This window comes from Streptomyces sp. NPDC060000, from assembly GCF_042737375.1.
Classification (GTDB): domain Bacteria; phylum Actinomycetota; class Actinomycetes; order Streptomycetales; family Streptomycetaceae; genus Streptomyces.
Window position 1 is genome coordinate 1 of record NZ_JBHWUU010000107.1, and the last position, 20,030, is coordinate 20,030.

15 protein-coding genes and 1 pseudogene are annotated in these 20,030 nt (G+C 71.3%); 7 read left to right on the plus strand and 9 right to left on the minus strand.

The genetic code is table 11. The features are described from left to right. Window positions 1-3: 3 nt before the first annotated feature. The 4 genes from ACFWBB_RS38120 to ACFWBB_RS38135 form a co-directional block, all read right to left on the minus strand. The gene (locus ACFWBB_RS38120; protein ID WP_385282440.1) at window positions 4-783 is read right to left on the minus strand and encodes a YcnI family protein; all 780 of its coding nucleotides are present in this window, start codon (window positions 781-783) and stop codon (window positions 4-6) included. 43 nt (window positions 784-826) lie between these two features. Further along, window positions 827-1,462, minus strand: coding sequence for a hypothetical protein (locus tag ACFWBB_RS38125; RefSeq protein WP_385282443.1), 636 nt, complete (start codon window positions 1,460-1,462; stop codon window positions 827-829). 214 nt (window positions 1,463-1,676) lie between these two features. Next, complete coding sequence (locus tag ACFWBB_RS38130) at window positions 1,677-2,288, minus strand: nucleotidyltransferase domain-containing protein (RefSeq protein WP_385282445.1); 612 nt, start codon at window positions 2,286-2,288, stop codon at window positions 1,677-1,679. Window positions 2,289-2,549: 261 nt separating this feature from the next. Continuing rightward, complete coding sequence (locus tag ACFWBB_RS38135; protein WP_385282448.1) at window positions 2,550-3,203, minus strand: hypothetical protein; 654 nt, start codon at window positions 3,201-3,203, stop codon at window positions 2,550-2,552. Window positions 3,204-3,365: 162 nt separating this feature from the next. Here ACFWBB_RS38135 and ACFWBB_RS38140 point away from each other — a divergent pair, with 162 nt between their 5' ends. Further along, window positions 3,366-4,919 (plus strand): serine/threonine-protein kinase, encoded by a 1,554-nt coding sequence (locus ACFWBB_RS38140; RefSeq protein WP_385282451.1) that lies wholly within the window; start codon window positions 3,366-3,368, stop codon window positions 4,917-4,919. Window positions 4,920-4,938: 19 nt separating this feature from the next. On the opposite strand, the gene ACFWBB_RS38145 is transcribed toward ACFWBB_RS38140, so the two are convergent. Next, entirely contained in the window at window positions 4,939-6,141 is a 1,203-nt protein-coding gene (locus ACFWBB_RS38145) for an SGNH/GDSL hydrolase family protein (RefSeq protein WP_385282454.1), read from the minus strand. 587 nt (window positions 6,142-6,728) lie between these two features. Between ACFWBB_RS38145 and ACFWBB_RS38150 the strand changes: the two genes are divergently transcribed. The 6 genes and pseudogenes from ACFWBB_RS38150 (at window position 6,729) to ACFWBB_RS38175 (ending at window position 14,173) form a co-directional block, all read left to right on the plus strand. Then, window positions 6,729-7,166, plus strand: a complete 438-nt coding sequence (locus ACFWBB_RS38150) for a Fur family transcriptional regulator (RefSeq protein ID WP_385282457.1) — start codon at window positions 6,729-6,731, stop codon at window positions 7,164-7,166. A gap of 91 nt (window positions 7,167-7,257) precedes the next feature. Beyond that, window positions 7,258-9,474: a catalase/peroxidase HPI gene (gene katG / locus ACFWBB_RS38155; RefSeq protein ID WP_385282460.1), complete on the plus strand. Its 2,217-nt coding sequence runs from the start codon at window positions 7,258-7,260 to the stop codon at window positions 9,472-9,474. Between the two features lie 273 nt (window positions 9,475-9,747). Then, entirely contained in the window at window positions 9,748-11,238 is a 1,491-nt protein-coding gene (locus ACFWBB_RS38160) for a family 43 glycosylhydrolase (RefSeq protein ID WP_385282463.1), read from the plus strand. Window positions 11,239-11,320: 82 nt separating this feature from the next. After that, the gene (locus ACFWBB_RS38165; RefSeq protein ID WP_385282466.1) at window positions 11,321-12,769 is read left to right on the plus strand and encodes a family 43 glycosylhydrolase; all 1,449 of its coding nucleotides are present in this window, start codon (window positions 11,321-11,323) and stop codon (window positions 12,767-12,769) included. A 107-nt stretch (window positions 12,770-12,876) separates the two neighbouring features. Continuing rightward, window positions 12,877-13,644: pseudogene (locus ACFWBB_RS38170) on the plus strand (polysaccharide deacetylase family protein). Window positions 13,645-13,732: 88 nt separating this feature from the next. After that, window positions 13,733-14,173 carry an SRPBCC family protein gene (locus ACFWBB_RS38175; protein ID WP_385282469.1) on the plus strand — a complete coding sequence of 147 codons (441 nt, stop codon included), beginning with the start codon at window positions 13,733-13,735 and terminating at the stop codon, window positions 14,171-14,173. A 239-nt stretch (window positions 14,174-14,412) separates the two neighbouring features. On the opposite strand, the gene ACFWBB_RS38180 is transcribed toward ACFWBB_RS38175, so the two are convergent. The 4 genes from ACFWBB_RS38180 to ACFWBB_RS38195 all read right to left on the minus strand — a co-directional run bounded on the left by ACFWBB_RS38180 (window position 14,413) and on the right by ACFWBB_RS38195 (window position 19,698). Next, window positions 14,413-15,582, minus strand: coding sequence for an XdhC family protein (locus tag ACFWBB_RS38180; protein WP_385282472.1), 1,170 nt, complete (start codon window positions 15,580-15,582; stop codon window positions 14,413-14,415). Window positions 15,583-15,758: 176 nt separating this feature from the next. Continuing rightward, the gene (locus ACFWBB_RS38185; protein WP_385282474.1) at window positions 15,759-18,203 is read right to left on the minus strand and encodes a xanthine dehydrogenase family protein molybdopterin-binding subunit; all 2,445 of its coding nucleotides are present in this window, start codon (window positions 18,201-18,203) and stop codon (window positions 15,759-15,761) included. A gap of 2 nt (window positions 18,204-18,205) precedes the next feature. Beyond that, window positions 18,206-18,808 carry a (2Fe-2S)-binding protein gene (locus ACFWBB_RS38190; RefSeq protein WP_385282477.1) on the minus strand — a complete coding sequence of 201 codons (603 nt, stop codon included), beginning with the start codon at window positions 18,806-18,808 and terminating at the stop codon, window positions 18,206-18,208. Further along, window positions 18,808-19,698, minus strand: a complete 891-nt coding sequence (locus ACFWBB_RS38195; protein WP_385282480.1) for an FAD binding domain-containing protein — start codon at window positions 19,696-19,698, stop codon at window positions 18,808-18,810. The genes ACFWBB_RS38190 and ACFWBB_RS38195 overlap by 1 nt, the downstream gene beginning before the upstream one ends. Between the last annotated feature and the right edge of the window lie 332 nt (window positions 19,699-20,030).

A 20,030-nucleotide genomic window follows, 5' to 3' on the forward strand; every position in this document is an offset into this window, starting at 1 on the left:
GATCTACTCGGCCCGCGACCCGGCGGAGCGGCCGCGGACGACGGCGAACGCCGCGGCCGCCAGTCCCAGCACGCCCACGACCAGCCCCGCGACACCGAGCCCCCGGGCGGTCGAGTCACTGCTGGACGCGGTGGCCGTGGAGCCGGCGGAGCTCTTCTTGGTGGCCGGGGCGGTGGCGGCGCCGTCCTGCGTCGTTCCTTCCGCGCCCTCCGTGCTCTCCGTGCTCTCCGTGCCCTTCGCGGTGAGTTCGAGGACCGGCGCCGGGTTCTCCGGCTCCTCCCCGCCGGACGCCGCCGCCTCCTCGATCCAGCGGACGGTCCTGCCGTCGGAGTACGTCTGGAGGGTCTTGAAGGTCAACTGGTCGACGTCGTCCGGAAGCTGACCGAACGCCACGTCGAAGTCCTCGAACTGCCCGGCACCGATCTTCCCTCCCGTCCAGGTGATCTCGGAGACGGCGTCGGTGATGGTGCCGTCGTCGGTCTTGACCGGCGTCTTGAGCTTCGTGTTCGTGACCTTGGCGGTCCAGCCGTCCCGTGGCGAGACGAGCACGCCGAGCACCGGGTGGTCGGTCGGCAGGAAGACCTGCACCTTCGTGGTGCCGGCGGCGTCCTCCTCGTTGGGGACGCGGAAGGTCAGGACGCCGTCCGTGGCGCCCTTGGCGTAGCTCCCGGGGTGCACGGTGACATGCGCCGAGGCGACACCGGCGGCGGTGAGGACTCCGGCGGCGGCGAGGGCGGCGACGACGCCGGCCCGGCGCAGGGTGGTGGTGCGAGTCGTGGACATGGCTGGGTGCAACTCCGTACTGAGGGAGAAGGAATGTCGGGCGTCAGATCGCGTACGACATCCCCGTCGGCGGCCCTCGCCGGTGCACGGCGTACCGCAACAGCACCTGTGGCCGCGGCCACGCCCCCGTAGCGGCGAGGCGCAGGGGGCCGGGCACCCTCGAAGCACCCCGGAACCCCCGCACCGCCTGCCACCAGGCGGCGAGCCCCGGCACGAACGCGACCGCCCACCGCAGCAGCGACCACAGCGCGGCCTCACCACGCCGCAGCCACCAGGTCAGCAGCAGGGCCGCGCCGATGTGCGCGGCGGTGGCGTGGGAGGTCAGGGCGTGAGGGGTCAGGGCGTGAGAGGGCAAGGCGTGGGGATGGGAGTGGGACATCCGCATCCCGTGCATGAGCATCGCCGCGTGCGGCCGAGCGGTGTGGAACGCGAGGTGCAACCCGCCCTGCGCTGCCAGCGTCCCGCCTCCGATACCGACGAGCGACCGCTCCCGCCCGCCCAGCAGAGCGCCGACCAGGAAGACCGGCACGGCCCCCGCGGCCTGCACCCACACGGGGGGCGCCACGCCCGTGGCCAGTACATGTCCCCCGGCGGCTAGCAGCACGCACAGCACGGCGAACACCGCCGCACGCAGGCACCGCACCGCCAGGGACACCCTCACGACGCCCGATGCTTCCATGCGGCGCGAGGATCGCTCTCCCTGCCCCCGCATGCGCATCACCACCACGTCCCACCGGCTCGAAACTGCACTCTCCTTACGAGTCGGACGGGGGCACCGTTCAGTTCCCGCTTCCCACCCGCTTTCCGCTTCCCACCCGCTTTCCGCCTCTCCGCCTCTCCGGGGGATCGGACGCGGCGGAAGTTCCGAAGCCCCTGAGCACAGCGGCGTTCGCTCATGCCTCCAGTCGCCTGATCCAGGGGTGAGGGCCGTACGTCTCGGCGATCGCGTGGATCAACCACCGCCGCTGCTGACCTGTGAGCACGGGCAGCGCCGCGTCGAAGTCCTCCTCGTCCTTCGGGCGCGGAGCCTTGGCCTTGTAGTAGAGCTGCACGTCCGGGGCCAGACAGGGGACCCCGTCGGCCGAGGCCGCGCCCAGCGTGCTGATCGGGCGACGCACACGAAGGTCGCGTCGGGACACCCACTCCTGGCCGCAGGACTCGTCGAGCATGACCTGGATGCGCCAGGGATCGTCCGGGCCGGGCCGGCACCAGATGTCGTGCACACCCACCGGCAGGACCTCGCCCGCTGCCCAGGGGCGCAGACTGCCCGGAGGGTCGGCAGCCCACCACTGCCAGCCCGGGAGTGCCCGCTGAGCCGCGTGCTGGTCACGCCGCAGCAGCAGGACGTCGATGTCGCCATGGCTCCGGACGCGGTGCCCCACCGCGAGTTCGATCGCGAAGCCTCCGGCCACCCACCAGGGGGCCTCCAGGCCGGAGAACCGTGCGACCACGTCCGCCAACGGAGCGGGCTCCCACCTGCCGAGCGACGCATGGGCTCGTGTCATGCGCCCATCCTGCCGGACCCTCACCTCAGCCGGTGGAGGTCGCCCCGCCCGGGAGCCGGCGGGGATGTGACGGCGCCGAGGCTGCGGGACAGGGCCCGGGCCGTGGCTCGCAGCGCCGGTGCGAGCCCGCCGGGCTCCGCGTGGCCGGCCGGCACGACGACGGACAGAGCCGTGACCTCGCCGTCGGCCCCCGACGGCGCCCGGCACCTCGCCGTACCCGGCACCCCCCTCCTACGGCTGGGCGGCACCGGACACCGACCCCTAGACGAAGTCGTAGGCGACGAAGGCCAGGCAGACGACGGTCCCGTCGGGCTCGACCGCCTCGTAGCCGTCCCGCTCCTCCCCGTCGACGGGGAAGAACAGGACGTTGCCGCCGCGGTCCGGATCGGTGACGATCTCGGCGTGGTTGTCCCGACGGCCCTCCCGGTCGCCGACCGCGATGACGCGCCTGGCCTCGCGGAGATCGGCCTCCGCGTCGCGGCCGCCGGCTTTCCGCGGATCGAACACGTCGCTGCACAGGACGCCGTACCCGTCGACCGGCGCCGGTTCGTAGCCGTTGTATCCGTCGTTCCAGTCGGCCGCTGCGATCCTGGCGGGGTCCGCCAGCGGCAGGACGACCATGCTCACCCGGGCCACCTGCGGCCCCTCCGTCTCCCGGCGCCAGTAGCAGCCCGCGTACACCGGGGTGCTGCTCAGTCCGGAGGGCAGGCCACCGTGATACCAGCCTCCCCTGGCCGACAGCCCGAACCAGGTGACCCCCTCCGCCAGGGTCAAGTCTCCGACGCGGACGAACCATTCGGGCCGTCTCATCCCCTTCTCGCCGTCGGGGTCGATGTGTTCCACCCACCGCCACAACAGCGCGTCCACGGGGTCGACGGGGGTGTCGGGGCCGGTCGAGTCGTTCGTTGCCGTCATGGCCACAGCATCGCAGGGGGGTCCGACAGTCGCCTTCCCGCACGGCCAAAGCCCATATCTCACAGCGCAGTTGACGACCCGATACTCCTGAGCCCTCCGCTATGCTCGGCCCCGTTCGAACGACCGACGACCCACCGAACACAGGGAATCGTGAGAGAGCACGTGACATCGGGACATGGCGACGACCAGTCGGCGACGCGTTCGCAACGCCGCCAGGAGCGGCTGATCGCCGGTCGCTATCTGCTGCACGACGTTCTCGGCAGGGGCGGCATGGGGACGGTCTGGCGCGCCCACGACCAGTTGCTCGACCGTCCGGTCGCCGCCAAGGAACTGCACATCCTCACCCACGGCGACGACGAGCACCGCATACGGATGCGCCGCGCCGTCCGGGAGGCGCGCGCGGTCGCCCGGGTGCCGCACCCGCACGTGGTCGGGGTCCACGACCTGGTCGAGTCGGAGGACCGGCTGTGGATCGTCATGGAACTCGTCGACGGGCCCTCGCTGGCCCACCAGGTCGCCCAGGGCGGACCGCTCACCCCGCAGCGCACTGCCGCCCTCGGTCTGCAGATGCTCGACGCGCTGGAGGCCGTGCACGCGGCCGGCACCCTGCACCGTGACGTCAAACCCGCCAACGTCCTGCTGCGCCGCGACGGCAGCGCCGTCCTCACCGACTTCGGCATCGCGGCCCTGGACGACGGCGAGTTCCTGACCACCACCGGTGAAATGGTCGGCTCGCTGGAGTTCATGGCTCCCGAGCGGATGACCGGAGCGCAGACCGGCCCGGCCTCCGACCTGTGGTCACTGGGTGCGACCCTCGCCACGGTCTGCGGCGGCCAGTCCCCCTTCCGCAGGCCGGGAGGGCCCGCGACGCTGCACGCGGTGGCGTACGAGGAACCCGTGCTGTCGGAGCGGCTCGGCCCGCTGCGGCCCGTCGTCGAGGCACTGCTGCGCAAGTCCCCGGACGAGCGCCCTTCGGCGGCCGGCGCGCGTTCCGCACTGCGGCGCGTCGCGGCGGGCGAGGCGGACGCCGGACCGCTGCCGACGGCGACGCTGCGCGTGCTCCGGCCGTCCTCCCCGGTGGCCGACGCGGACACAGTGACCAGCGGCCGGCAGCGGCTCGTCCCGGCCGGGGGGACCGTGCCTACGGCGCGGCACACCACGTCGCTCCGGACCGTGGGTGCCCGGCCGTCCCGCTCGGCGGGCCCGAAGCGGCTGTGGTGGGCGGCGGCCGGTACGGCGGTGCTGGCGGCGGGCGTCGCGGGCGGCCTGTTCCTCACCGGGGGGCTGCCGCTCAAGGAGGACCCGAAGACGACGACCGTCCGCCAGGTCGTCCAGTCGGCGACCGGCTGGCAGCCGGTGACCGGCGCGGCCGTGCAGAGCGGGGACCAGGTCACCGTGCGGTTCGTCTCGGGACGGTGGACGGCCGACCACCGGAACATGCCCATGACCGGTCCGGCCGGCTACGACGCGGACACCGACACACTGCTGGAGGGGGCCAAGGACTGCAAGGTCGATCCCTCGGCGCCGTTCGGCACCCTGCTGGCCGTCCTCGCGGGCGACAAGGACTTCCCCGTCCACACCGTCGGAAAGTCGCTGACCTTCCGGGCCACCGGGAACGGCACCCTGCAACTGGGCATGAACGACACCGCCGGGACCTGCTCCGAGGACAACAGGGGCACGCTGACCGTGAAAGTGACCATCACGCACGGCGGTTGACGTCCTGTCCGCCGCCCGTTCACCGCAACGCGCCCTTCTCGCCGAACGACAGGGGCAGGAAGCGCTCGGCCATGCGCGCGTACCCGGCCGCGTCCGGGTGCAGGCCGTCCGGGAGACCGTCGACGTCGTCGGGCCCGAACAGCGTTGTCCCGTCGAGGAGTCGGAGCCGGTCGTCGCCTTGTCTGCGGCGCTGCTCGACGTGCCGGCTCAGCAACTCGCGGATGCGGGTGAGCGTGAGCGCGCCGAGCGCGAGTTCGGCCGGGCGGTCGGCGGTGCGGACCATTCCGTCGGGGCCCACGAGTACGGGGCCGGGCCGCCGCTCGGCGGCCGGGCAGACGACGGGGGTGATGACCAGGACCGGTGTGTCCGGGTGCCCGTCGCGGATCGTGTCGAGGAACCCGTGGAACGCAGGAACGAAGGCGCGTTCCCGCATGCTGTCGGCGGTCAGGACGTTGATGCCCAGTTCGAGGCTGATCGCGGTCGCGGGCAGGTCGCGGACGGCGCGGGCCATGAAGGGGTCGAGCTGGCACTGTCCGCCGAGGCCCAGGTTGAGCAGGGACCGGCCGGCTGAGCGGGCCACGAGGGCCGGCCAGGTGGAGGTCGGGCGGTCCGCGTCCGAGCACTGGCTGATGGAACTGCCGTAATGCACCCACAGCGGGCCGCTCGCCGGAGCCGGACGCAACGTCGCCCCGTCCGGGACCCGTACGTCGAACAGCGTGCAGGCCGGGGCGACCGGCAGCCAGATCTCGACACGCCGTTCACGCGCCTGTCGGCCGAGGCGGAACCGAACGGTCGCGGGCTCGGCCGGCCGGGCATCCAGGGAGCCGGTGGCGGGGTCGAGGAAGACCGGGCTCTGTTCCGTCGCCACGACGGGCTCCCGCAACTCGCCGTCGACCACCAGGTCGAAGACACTGCCGGCGGACGGCATTCCCGGTAGCAGCACCACGCTCAGCCGGGCGTCGAGCTCGAGCTCGGTGGCGTCCGTGAGCATCTCCAGCCGTACTCCGGACGGCACGGCGCTGCTGAAGTCGAACGCCCTGTCGTCCAACCGCGCCCGTCCCGAGTCCGGGGAACGGTGCAGGGTGACTCCGGCGAATTCGGTGGGTCCGCCGGAGCCGGCGGAGCGGGCCGAGCCGACGGATTCGCCGGAACCGGTGGACTCGGTGGACTTCCCGAGCGCGCCGACGACACAGTCGAGCGCGAGATCGAGGACGGAATGCATACGGGGACCTCTCGACGGGACATGGCGGGGCCGGTTCGGCCGGATCGGATCGGTCAGGTCAGGTCAGGTCAGGTCAGGTCAGGTCAGGTCAGGTCAGGTCAGGTCAGGGTCGGTCGTAGTTATTTGTCCGCCATTCGTCGCGACAGTCCAGGACGGCCACCCCCGTGTCGAAGCGCACGGTCGGAGGCGCGTGGATCGCGGCCTCATGCCCGAGCGGTATGCGGTGCTCCTCCTGGAGGAGGACAAAGACACGCCGGCTCGTGCAGTGGCACCAGGCGGGAGTGCCAGCACCGGCACGATGCCCCGGGGCACCCCCGCGGGCCAGGCTGATCGTCCACCCGAACCCAGACCTGGAGATCCGTTTCCCGTGGCTACCCTGCTCTGCCGGCTGGACCGCCTACGAGGCCTTCGCCGCGCTGAAGCTCGGGGATCCCGCGCCGCGGGTGGGACTCGCGCCCTACCACGACACCGAGGCCGTCGACAGGCTCCTCGACGGGCTCGCATCGTTTCTCTGACTTGCCGCGTTTCCCAGACTTGCACCATTCGTTTTCTTGAATCATTCGTGTTTATGCAGTAGGTTCGCCGTCATGACAGCACCCCGTACACCGACGACCGCCGACGAGCTGCGCGGTGTCGGCCTGCGGGTGACGGCCGCTCGTGTCGCACTGCTGGAGACCGTCCGGGACGGCGACCACCTCGGGGTCGAGGCGCTCGCCACCGGGGTGCGCGGCCGTGTCGGCCACATCTCCCTCCAGGCCGTGTACGACGCCCTGCACGCGCTGACCACCGCGGGACTGGTGCGCCGCCTCGAGCCCCCGGGCAGCCCCGCCCGGTTCGAGGGACGCGTGGGGGACAACCACCACCACCTCGTCTGCCGCTCCTGCGCCGCCGTCGTCGACGTCGACTGCGCCGTCGGTCACGCGCCCTGTCTGACCGCCTCCGACGACCGGGGCTTCGCGATAGACGAGGCCGAGGTCATCTTCTGGGGCCTGTGCCCCGACTGTTCCACCGCCCGCAGCACCTGAGCACCTGAGCACCTGAGCACCCGCAGTGGTACCGCGGTTCCCGAGATCTGCGGTACGTGAGCACGTGATCCGACCACAGAAGGATTCCCCCATGACCGAGAACCATGACGCGATCGTGACCGAGCCGAAGGCGGCGGAGGCAGGCGGCTGCCCCGTCGCCCACGGTCGCGCCGCGCACCCGACCCAGGGCGGCGGAAACCGCCAGTGGTGGCCGGAGCGGCTCAACCTGAAGATCCTCGCCAAGGACCCGGTCGTGGCGAACCCGCTCGGCGCGGAGTTCGACTACGCCGCGGCGTTCGAGGCCCTCGACCTGGCGGCCGTGAAGCAGGACATCGCCGAAGTGCTGACCACCTCGCAGGACTGGTGGCCCGCCGACTTCGGCAACTACGGCCCGCTGATGGTCCGTATGGCCTGGCACAGCGCGGGCACCTACCGCATCAGCGACGGCCGCGGCGGCGGTGGCCGCGGACAGCAGCGCTTCGCGCCGCTGAACAGCTGGCCGGACAACGCCAACCTCGACAAGGCCCGCCGTCTGCTGTGGCCGGTCAAGAAGAAGTACGGCCAGTCCATCTCCTGGGCCGACCTGCTGATCCTCACGGGCAACGTCGCGCTGGAGACGATGGGCTTCGAGACCTTCGGCTTCGCCGGCGGCCGCGCGGACGTCTGGGAGGCCGACGAGGACGTGTACTGGGGCCCGGAGACCACCTGGCTCGACGACCAGCGCTACACCGGCGACCGCGAGCTGGAGAACCCGCTCGGCGCGGTCCAGATGGGCCTCATCTACGTCAACCCCGAGGGCCCCAACGGCAACCCGGACCCGCTGGCCGCGGCCCGCGACATCCGTGAGACGTTCCGCCGCATGGCGATGAACGACGAGGAGACCGTCGCCCTGATCGCCGGTGGTCACACCTTCGGCAAGACCCACGGCGCCGGTCCGGCGGACAACGTCGGCGACGACCCCGAGGCCGCCGCCCTCGGGCAGCAGGGCCTGGGCTGGAAGTCCACCTACGGCACCGGCAAGGGCGGCGACGCCATCACCAGTGGTCTGGAGGTCACCTGGACCACCAAGCCCACCCAGTGGAGCAACGACTTCTTCGACATCCTCTTCGGCTTCGAGTGGGAGCTGTCGGAGTCCCCGGCCGGCGCCAAGCAGTGGGTGGCCAAGGACGCGGAGGCGATCATCCCCGACGCGCACGACGCGTCGAAGAAGAAGCTCCCGACGATGCTCACCACCGACCTGTCGCTGCGCTTCGACCCGATCTACGGTGAGATCTCGCGCCGCTTCCACGAGAACCCGGCCGAGTTCGCGGACGCCTTCGCCCGCGCCTGGTACAAGCTGACCCACCGCGACCTGGGCCCGAAGTCCCTGTACCTCGGCCCGGAGGTCCCGGCGGAGACCCTGCTGTGGCAGGACCCGCTGCCCGCCGCCGAGGGCGAGGTCATCGGCGCCGAGGACATCGCGGCCCTCAAGGCCAAGCTCCTCGCCTCCGGACTGAGCGTCTCGCAGCTGGTGTCCACCGCGTGGGCCTCGGCTTCCTCCTTCCGCGGCAGCGACAAGCGCGGCGGCGCCAACGGCGCCCGTATCCGCCTCGAGCCGCAGCGCGGCTGGGAGGTCAACAACCCGGACGAGCTGGCCCAGGTGCTGCGCGTCCTGGAGGGCATCCAGCAGGAGTTCAACTCCGGCGCGAAGAAGGTCTCCCTGGCCGACCTGATCGTCCTCGGTGGTGCCGCCGCCGTGGAGAAGGCCGCCAGGGACGCCGGTCACGTCGTGGAGGTCCCCTTCACCCCGGGCCGCGTGGACGCCTCGCAGGAGCAGACGGACGTCGAGTCGTTCGCCGCGCTCGAGCCGACCGCCGACGGGTTCCGCAACTACCTCGGCAAGGGCAACCGTCTGCCGGCCGAGTTCCTGCTGCTCGACAAGGCGAACCTGCTGACCCTGAGCGCTCCCGAGCTGACCGTCCTGGTCGGCGGCCTGCGCGTGCTGGGCGCCAACCACGGCCAGTCCTCGCACGGCGTCCTCACCGACGCTCCGGGCAAGCTGACCAACGACTTCTTCGTCAACCTGCTCGACCTGGGTACGACGTGGTCGTCGACCTCCGCGGACCAGGCCACCTTCGAGGGCCGCGACGCCGCCACGGGCGAGGTCAAGTGGACCGGCACCCGCGCCGACCTCGTCTTCGGCTCGAACTCCGAGCTGCGCGCGCTCGCCGAGGTCTACGCGAGCGACGACGCGAAGGCGAAGTTCGTCAACGACTTCGTCGCCGCGTGGGTCAAGGTCTCGAACCTCGACCGGTTCGACCTGGTCTGATCCCCGACTCTCCGTCAGGAGAGGCGGAAAACGGAACAGCGGCACCTCCAGGGCGTCCCGCCCGGTCCCACAGTGGCCGGGCGGGGCGCCCTGGCGCGTTCCCCGCACCGGACCGGCCGCGCGGCGGCGGCTGTTGTCCCAGGCGATTCCCGATGCCGGTGAGGCTGTCGAAACCATTGACGAGGACATGCGGGCCCCTTATCTTCTGGCCGAAGTTACGAACCATGTTCGAAATCCCGGACAGGCAGTTTCACGGACAAGGGACGGTCCCGTATGCCTCGGAAGTTCCGCCGCAGACCCCTGCTCGTCTGCGTGCTGGCCCTTCTCGTCGCCCTCGTGGCGGCGACCCAGCCGGTGGCCGCGGCCGACGGCCGCCCGTACACCAACCCGTTGAAGTCGGCCAAGGGCGCGGACCCCTGGCTGGAGTACCACGACGGCAACTACTACCTGATCACCACGACGTTCACGGGCGTCCTCGGCATGCGCAAGTCGCCGACCCTGGCGGGTCTCGCCACCGCGCCCACCGTGCAGGTGTGGTCGGACACCACCTCGACCCGCAACACCAACATCTGGGCGCCGGAGATCCACCGCTTCAACGGCCACTGGTACCTGTACTACTCGGCAGGACAGGGCGGCACCGCCTGCTGCGACTCCCAGCGCACCCACGTCCTGGAGAGCTCCGGCACCGACCCGCTGGGCCCGTACACCTACAAGGGCGCCCTGACCGGCTCCAACCTCACGCCCGGCGGCTGGCTGATCGACGCGAGCGTGCTCCAGGCGAACGGGAACCTGTATCTCGTCGGCAGCGGCTTCGTGAACGGCAGCGCGCAGAGCCTGGTCATCGCGCCGATGAGCAACCCGTACACGCTGTCGAGCAGCACCTTCACGGTGATCTCCAGCCCTACGCTGGACTGGGAGCGGGTGGGCGCGCCCGTCAACGAGGGCCCGGAACCGCTGTACCACGGCGGCCGCACCTTCCTCAGCTACTCCGCCAGCTACTGCCAGACCGCCGACTACAAGCTCGGGCAACTGGAGCTGACGGGCAGTGATCCGCTGAACCCGGCGTCGTGGACCAAGAAGCAGACGCCCGTCTTCCAGCGCAGCGACACAGGCGGCGTCTACGGCCCGGGCCACAACGGCTTCTTCACCTCACCCGACGGCACCGAGAACTGGATCGTCTACCACGCCAACTCGTCGGCGAGCGGCGGCTGCGGCAACGGCCGCACGACCCGCGCCCAGAAGTTCACCTGGAACGCCGACGGCACCCCGAACTTCGGCACCCCGGTCGCGCTCGGCACGACACTCCCCGGCCCGTCCGGCGAGACGGCGGCGACCCCGACGGCGTACACCCTCGTCAACCGCAACAGCGGCAAGTGCCTTGATGTCGAGGGCGGTTCCACGGCCAACGGCACGAACATCTCGCAGTGGACCTGCACCGGCGGCGCCAACCAGAAGTGGCGGATCGAGGACCAGGGCGACGACACCAGCCGACTGGTGAACGTGGCCACCGGCGGGGTGATGGACACCGCCGACTGCTCCACCGCCGACGGCGCCGACCTGCGCCAGTGGTCGTGGCTGAACAACAAGTGCCAGCGTTTCCGGCTCCTGTTCACCGCGAGCGGCGACTACGTCCGGCTGGCGGGCGAGAACAGCGGCAAGGTCGCCGACGTGGCGGACTGCGGCACCGCGAACGGCACCGACGTACGGCAGTGGACCTGGCTGGACAACACCTGCCAGCAGTGGCGCCTCGTGCCCACCACCTGAGCCCCGACCCCCTCACCCCGCCCCGCCCCGCCCCGCCCCCTGAAGAAAACACCGGAAAACTCCCCCCATCTGGAGAACTCCTTTGAGACGCAACGCCGTTCGGCTGCTCCTGGCCGGCCTCGTCGCCCTCGCGGCCGTCCTCACCGGCCTGGGCACCCCCGTCCAGGCCGCCGTGCCGGACTCCCCCGCGGTGACGTACACCAACCCGATCGCCGAGAAGCGCGCCGATCCGCACATCTACAAGCACACCGACGGCTACTACTACTTCACCGCCACGGTCCCCGAGTACGACCGCATCGTGCTGCGCCGGGCGACGACCATCCAGGGCCTGTCGACGGCCCAGGAGGTCACCATCTGGACCAAGCACAGCAGCGGGGTCATGGGCGCCCACATCTGGGCGCCGGAGATCCACTTCATCGACGGCAAGTGGTACGTGTACTTCGCGGCCGGGTCCACCAGTGACGTCTGGGCGATCCGGATGTACGTCCTCGAAGGCACCGGCGCCAACCCGCTCACCGCCACCTGGACCGAGAAGGGCCAGATCAAGACCACGTGGGAGAGCTTCTCACTCGACTCCACCACGTTCGTCGTGAACGGCGTCCGCTATCTCGCCTGGGCCCAGCGCAACCCGTCCGAGGACAACAACACCAGCCTGTTCATCGCGAAGCTGGCCAACCCCTGGACGATCCAGGGCACTCCGGCGGAGATCTCGCAGCCGACGCTGTCCTGGGAGACGATCGGCTACAAGGTCAACGAGGGTCCCGCGCTGATCCAGCACGGCGGCAAGGTCTTCATGACCTACTCGGCGAGCGCGACCGACGCCAACTACTGCCTGGGCATGCTGACCGCCTCCGCGACGGCCGACCTGACCGACCCGGCGTCCTGGACCAAGGGTGCGCAGCCCGTCTTCACCACGAACGCCTCGACCTCGCAGTACGGGCCGGGCCACAACTCCTTCACGGTCTCCGAGGACGGCAGGTCCGACATCCTCGTCTACCACGACCGGAGCTACCGGGACATCACCGGTGACCCGCTGAACGACCCCAACCGCCGTACCCGCGTGCAGAAGCTGTACTGGAAGGCGGACGGCAGCCCCGACTTCGGCATCCCGGTGGCCGACGGGGTCACCCCGCAGCGCTTCTCCTCGTACAACTACGCGGACCGCTTCATCCGGCACTGGGAGTACCGCGCCCGCATCGAGGCGAACGTCAGCCCGCTCGCCGACTCGCAGTTCCGGGTGGTGCCGGGCCTCGCGGGCACCGGCACGGTCTCCCTGGAGTCGACCGGCTTCCCCGGCTACTACCTGCGGCACAAGAACTTCGAGGTGTGGCTGGAGAAGAGCGACGGCACGTCGGCGTTCGCGTCCGACGCGAGCTTCTACCAGCGGGCCGGTCTCGCCGACTCCGCGGGGATCTCGTACGAGTCGTACAACTACGCGGGCCGCTACCTCCGTCACTACAACTACCTGCTGTACGTGCAGACACCGAGCACGGCGACGGACAAGGGCGACGCCACGTTCTACGCCCAGTGAGGTCCTGGCCGGCCCGCGCCGGCCTGCGGAGCGCATGACGACCGAGACTATACATAGGGTGTATACACCCTATGTATAGTCTCGGCATGCCTTCTCTGACCAGGAAGATGAAGAAAGCGGGGGCCGGGTTGCGCGCCGTCGCCATCTCGGTGGCTGCCACCTGCCTGGCGGTCACGCTGACCGGCTGCGGCGGCGCCGACACCACCCGTCCGAGCACCGCCCGGGCCCGCCCCGCGGCCACCACCCAGGCCTCCCGCTTCGGCACCGTCGACTGCCGGGAGGCGAAGTGCATCGCCCTCACCTTCGACGCCGGCCCGAGCGAGAACTCGGCCCGCCTGCTCGACATACTCAAGGAGAAACAGGTCCCGGCGACCTTCTTCCTGCTGGGCGCGCGGCACATAGAGAAGTATCCGGACCTTGTCAGACGCATGGCCGCCGAAGGACATGAGGTGGCCAGTCACACCTGGGACCACAAGATCCTCACGCAGATCACGCCGGACGAGATACGCGAGGAACTCCGGCGCCCCGACGACGAGATAGAGCGCCTCACCGGCCGCCGCCCCACTCTGATGCGCCCGCCGCAGGGCCGTACCGACGCGACCGTGCACGGGATCTGCCGCGAGCTGGGCCTCTCCGAGGTGCTGTGGACGGTGACCGCCTAGGACTACACGACGACCGACTCCGCGCTGATACGGCGCCGGGTACTCGCGCAGGCCGACCGCGACGGCATCATCCTGCTGCACGACATCTACGACGGGACCGTGCCGGCCGTCCCGGGGATCATCGACGCGCTGAAGGAGCGCGGATACGTCTTCGTGACGGTTCCTCAGCTCCTCGCGCCCGGCGCGGCGGTGCCCGGCCAGGTCTACCGCTGAGCGGCGACCACACCGCGAAGGTCTGTCCGAACCTGTGAGCCGGGGGGTAATCCGCTGTCGGACCGTCCCGACTCCCTACGATCACCGCGTGGTCATCTTCCAGCTCGAACGCACGGTACCGCTCTCCCTGGACGACGCCTGGCGCCGCCTGACGGAGTGGTCCCGGCACGGCGACGTGGTACCGCTCACCCGCGTCACCGTGCTCACTCCCGCGCCGACCCGTGAGGGCACGGTCCTCGTGGCGCGTTCGGGTCTCGGCCCGCTCGCCTTCGACGACCGGATGGAGGTGACCGTGTGGCAGCCGCCGTCCTACGGCGAGCCGGGCCGGTGCCGGCTGGAGAAACGCGGCAGGGTCGTCCTGGGCTGGGCCGAGATCGAGGTACGGCCGGGACCCGGCGGGCGGGCCCGGGTGGTCTGGCGGGAGGAGGTGCGGGTGCGCTTCCTGCCGTCCCTCTTCGACCCGCTCCTCGGGGCCACGGCCCGCTCGGTGTTCGGACGCGCGGTCAACCGGCTGCTCCGCGGAAGATGACGGTGCGCGAGCCGTTCCCGCGCGCGAGCCGTCCCCGCCCGGGTGGGGGCGCACGCATGACGACGGCTGACGTCGATCCGATGCCGTACGACGGGGCGGCCGGGGTCGTGCCCGAACCGGCCGCGACCCGGCGGCACTCCGGCGACGGCTCCCGCGCGGACACCGCCCTGCGCGCCGCCCGCGGACTCACGGACACCGTTCACCTGGCCGGGCCGGCCGGCCGTGCGCGGGGCGGCGGCTCAGGCCACCGAGCCGATCCGGCCCGTCGGCACCGAGGTCACGTCGTGGTGGATGGGCGTGTGCGCGCCGGTGAGTGAGACGCCGCTGCCGCCGCGCCGGGCGGCGACGATCTCGGCGCCGATCGACAGCGCCGTCTCCTCGGGCGTACGGGCGCCCAGGTCGAGTCCGATGGGGGAACGCAGCCGGGCCAGCTCCAGCTCGGTCACCCCTACTTCACGCAGCCGGGCGTTGCGGTCGAGGTGGGTGCGGCGCGAGCCCATCGCGCCGACGTAGGCCACCGGGAGCCGCAACGCCAGCCGGAGCAGGGGGACGTCGAACTTGGCGTCGTGGGTGAGGACGCACAGGACGGTCCGCGCGTCCACCGCCGTGCGCTCCAGGTACGTGTGGGGCCAGGCGACGACGATCTCGTCGGCCTCCGGGAAACGGGCCTCGGTCGCGAAGACGGGACGCGCGTCGCACACCGTCACGCGGTAGCCGAGGAACTTGCCGACCCGCACCAGCGCGGAGGCGAAGTCGATCGCGCCGAACACGATCATCCGGGGCGGCGGGACGGACGACTCCACCAGGACCGTGAGCGGCGCCCCGCAGCGGGAGCCCTGCTCGGCGATCTCCAGGGCGCCGGTGCGGCCGGCGTCGAGGAAGGCGCCGGCCTCGGCCGCGACGGTGCGGTCCAGCTCCGGATGGGCACCGAAGCCGCCTTCGTACGCGGCACTGCCCTCGTGGCCGTCGGTGGGGCGGACGAGCAGCGCGCGGCCGACGAGGTCGGCCGGGCCGGTCACGATCCGCGCCAGCGCCGTGGCCCCGCCGGAGGCGGCGGCCGCCAGGCCTGCCGCGATCACCGGACGGACGCGGTCGCCGACCCGCACCGGGGTGACGAGGATGTCGATGATCCCGCCGCAGGTGAGCCCGACGGCGAAGGCGTCGTCGTCGCTGTAGCCGAAGCGTTCCAGGACGGACTCCCCGTCCTCCAGCGCCTGCCGGCACAGCTCGTACACCGCGCCCTCCACACAACCACCGGAGACCGAGCCGATCGCCGTGCCGTGGGCGTCGACCGCCAGGGCGGCGCCCGGGCGGCGGGGCGCGCTGCCGCCGACGGCCACCACGGTGGCGACGGCGAAGTCACGGCCCTGCTCGACCCACCGGTTCAGCTCCTCGGCGATGTCCAGCATGTCTCGGGCTCCTTGGCTGCGGTTGGGTGGTGGACGGCTGTGTGGTGGACGGCTGTGGGCTGTGTGCAGGGCGGCTGCGTGGTGGACGGCTGTGTGCAGGGCGGGTGTGGGACGGCCCGAGACGAACAGGGGGTCCGGGGGATGCGGCAGGGTGCGGCACCCCCGGACGACAGCGCTCAGACCCCTTGGGGTCCCGTTCCGGTGAGGTGCTCCGGACGTACCGGTGTGCGGTTGAGCTCAAGACCGGTCGCGTTCCGGATGGCCGCGAGGACCGCCGGAGTCGACGACAGGGTGGGTGCCTCGCCGACGCCGCGCAGCCCGTAGGGGGCGTGCTCGTCGGCGAGTTCGAGCACGTCGACCGGGATGGTCGGCGTGTCGAGAATCGTGGGGATCAGATAGTCCGTGAACGACGGGTTCCTGACCTTCGCCGTCTTCGGATCGACGATGATCTCCTCCATGACCGCCACGCCCAGGCCCTGGGTCGTGCCGCCCTGGATCTGCCCGATCACGGACAGCGGGTTGAGCGCCTTGCCGACGTCCTGGACACAGGCCAGCTCGATGACCTTCACCAGGCCGAGCTCGGTGTCGACCTCGACGACGGCGCGGTGCGCGGCGAAGGAGTACTGGACGTGTCCGTTGCCCTGCCCGGTGCGCAGGTCGAACGGCTCGGTCGGCCGGTGCCGCCACTCCGCCTCGACCTCGACGCTCTCGCCCTCGAGCACGTCGACCAGGTCGGCGAGGACCTCACCGCCGTCGGTGACGACCTTGCCGCCCTCCAGGAGCAGTTCGGCGGTGGCCCAGGCGGGGTGGTAGGAGCCGAACCTGCGGCGCCCGATCTCCAGGACCTTCTCCCGGACCAGCTCGCAGGAGTTCTTGACGGCGCCGCCGGTGACGTACGTCTGCCGGGAGGCCGAGGTCGAGCCGGCGCTGCCCACCTGTGTGTCGGCGGGCTGGATGGTCACCTGCGCGACGCCCAGCTCGGTGCGGGCGATCTGCGCGTGCACGGTGACCCCGCCCTGGCCGACCTCCGCCATGGCCGTGTGGACGGTCGCGACGGGCTCGCCGGCGACGACCTCCATCCGGACCCTGGCGGTCGAGTAGTCGTCGAAGCCCTCGGAGAAGCCGACGTTCTTGATGCCGACCGCGTACCCGATCCCGCGGACGACGCCTTCGCCGTGCGTGGTGTTGGACAGCCCGCCGGGCAGCTGCCGTACGTCCGCGCCCTCGCTGCTCTCCCACTGACGCTCCGGGGGCAGCGGCATCGCCTTGACGCGGCGCAGGATCTCGGCGACCGGCGCCGGGGAGTCGACCGGCTGCCCGGTCGGCAGGAGGGTTCCCTGCTCCATCGCGTTGAGCCGGCGGAACTCCACCGGGTCCATGCCGAGTTCGGCCGCCACCTTGTCCATCTGTGCCTCGTAGGCGAAGCACGCCTGGACCGCGCCGAAGCCGCGCATCGCGCCGCAGGGCGGGTTGTTGGTGTAGAGGGCGATGGCCTCGACCTCGACGTCGTCGACGACGTACGGGCCGACACCGAGCGAGGAGGCGTTGCCGACGACGGCCGGGCTGGCCGAGGCGTACGCGCCGCCGTCGAGGACGATGCGGCACTTGACGTGGGTCAGCTTGCCGTCGCGGGTGGCGCCGTGCTCGTAGTACAGCTTGGCCGGGTGGCGGTGCACGTGGCCGAAGAAGGACTCGAAACGGTTGTAGACGATCTTGACGGGCTTTCCGGTGCGCAGGGCCAGCAGACAGGCGTGGATCTGCATCGACAGGTCCTCGCGGCCGCCGAACGCGCCGCCGACGCCGGCCAGTGTCATCCGCACCTTGCTCTCGGGCAGGCCGAGGACGGGCGCGATCTGGCGCAGGTCGGAGTGGAGCCACTGGGTGGCGATGTAGAGGTGGACGCCGCCGTCCTCCTCGGGCACGGCGAGTCCGGACTCGGGGCCGAGGAAGGCCTGGTCCTGCATGCCGAAGGTGTACTCGCCCCGGACGACGACGTCGGCGCGCGCGGCGGCCGCGGCCGCGTCGCCCCGGACGATCGGCTGGCGGTGGACGATGTTCGGGTGCGCGACGTGACCGATGTGGTGGTCGTCGCGGCCCTCGTGGATCAGGATCGCGTCCGGGGCGGTCGCCGAGGCCTCGTCGGTGATGACGGGCAGCTCGCGGTACTCGACCCTGATCTTCGCGGCGGCGCGGCGGGCGGTCTCCGGATGGTCGGCGGCGACGATCGCGACCGGCTCGCCGTGGTGCCGGACCTTGCCGTGCGCCAGGACCGGGGTGTCCTGGATCTCCAGGCCGTAGTTCTTCACGTCGGTCGGGAGATCGTCGTACGTCATCACGGCGTAGACGCCGGGCAGGGCCAGCGCCTCGGACGTGTCGATGGAGACGATCTCGGCGTGGGCGACCGTGGAGCGCAGGATCTGGCCCCAGAGCATGTCCTCGTGCCACAGGTCGGACGAGTACGCGAACTCGCCGGTGACCTTGAGGGTGCCGTCGGGGCGCAGCGTGGACTCGCCGATGCCGCCCTTGGTCCGTGAGCCCTGGGTGACCTTGGTGGGCGTGCCGAGCGGGGCGCTGATGGGGGCACCGCCCGCTCGGGCGAAGCCGGGAGTGGGGGAAGGCATCGTCAGACCGCCTCTCCCTGCCGGGCGGCCGCGAGGCGGACCGCGTCCATGATCTTCTCGTAACCGGTGCACCGGCAGAGGTTGCCGGAGAGCGCCTCGCGGATGTCCGCGTCGGTGGGGTTCGGGTTGTGTTCCAGCATCTCGTCGGCGGCGACCAGCAGACCCGGCGTGCAGAAGCCGCACTGGACGGCGCCGGCGTCGATGAACGCCTGCTGGATCGGGGCGAGTCCGGTTCCCTCGCCGGTCCGGGATTCGGCGCCCTCGGGCGGCCGGCCGTCGGTCTCGCCGAGCGCGGTCCCCGGTGCGTCCGGCGTACGGTGGGAACCGGTTCCGCGACCGCCGCGCTCGGCGCGCTGCCTGGCGTGGTCGGCGAGACCCTCGACGGTCACGACCTCACGGCCCTCGGCCTGTCCGGCGGCGACCAGGCACGAACAGACCGGGACGCCGTCCAGCCGGACCGTGCAGGAGCCGCACTCGCCCTGCTCGCAGGCGTTCTTCGAACCCGGCAGCCCGAGCCGCTCACGCAGCACGTAGAGCAGGCTCTCGCCCTCCCATACGTCGTCGGCTTCCTGGGGACGTCCGTTGACGGTGAAGTTGACGCGCATCAGGCGGCTCCCTTGGCGGTGCGGCGGGCGCCGCGGTACGACTCCCAGGTCCAGGTCAGCGTCCGGCGGGCCATGACGCCCACCGCGTGACGGCGGTAGCTCGCCGTCCCCCGGACATCGTCGATCGGGTTGCAGGCGGCGGCGCACAGCTCCGCGAACTGCTTGGCGACCGACGGGGTGATGATCTTTCCGTTGTCCCAGAAACCGCCCTCTTCGAGCGCGGCGCCGAGGAACTCCTCGGCGGTCTTCGCCCGGACGGGGGTGGGCGCGGCCGAGCCGATTCCGGTGCGGACGGTCCGGGACCCCGGGTGCAGCGCGATACCGAAGGCGCAGACGGCGATGACCATGGCGTTGCGGGTACCCACCTTGGAGTACTGCTGCGGTCCTTCGGCCTTCTTGATGTGGACGGCGCGGATCAGCTCGTCGGGGGCGAGCGCGTTGCGCTTCACGCCGGTGTAGAACGCGTCGATCGGGATCCGGCGGGTACCGCGCACCGACTCCGCCTCGACCTCGGCGCCGGCCGCCAGCAGGGCGGGGTGGGCGTCGCCGGCCGGGGAGGCGGTGCCGAGGTTGCCGCCGACTCCGCCGCGGTTGCGGATCTGCGGGGAGGCCACGGTGTGCGAGGCGAGGGCGAGGCCCGGCAGCTCCGCGCGCAGGTTCTCCATGATCCGGGTGTACGGGACGGAGGCGCCGAGCCGCACGCTCTCCTCGCCGACCTCCCACTCGTAGAGGTCACCGACGCGGTTGAGGTCGAGCAGGCACTCGGGCCGCCGGTGGTCGAAGTTGATCTCGACCATCACATCGGTGCCACCCGCAATCGGCACAGCGGTGGGGTGCTCGGCCTTCGCGGCGAGCGCCTCCTCCCAGCTGGCGGGGCGAAGGAAGTCCATGACCGGCTCTCTTCTTCGTCTCGTGAGTCTCGTGAGTCGTCTCGATCGAGCCAGAATCGGGTGCGGCGGGCCCGGCTCGTACATGTGGTGTTCACGTGGAGTGGGGCCAGTACACAGCGCCTTGCTCCGACCGGGTCAGTCACGGAAACCATGAAGGAGTTGGCTGGTCGGTCCGGCCATCTTGTAGATTCGTATGAACAGAGGTCCTCGGTAACCTCCTCGTTTTCCTGTGGAAACGCAGGAAACGACCTGGCGATCGAAGAATGCGGTTCGTGACTGTCCGCCGCACGGGCCGGGTCCCCGGGGCCGGGACCGGCGGTGGCCCTCTCCCC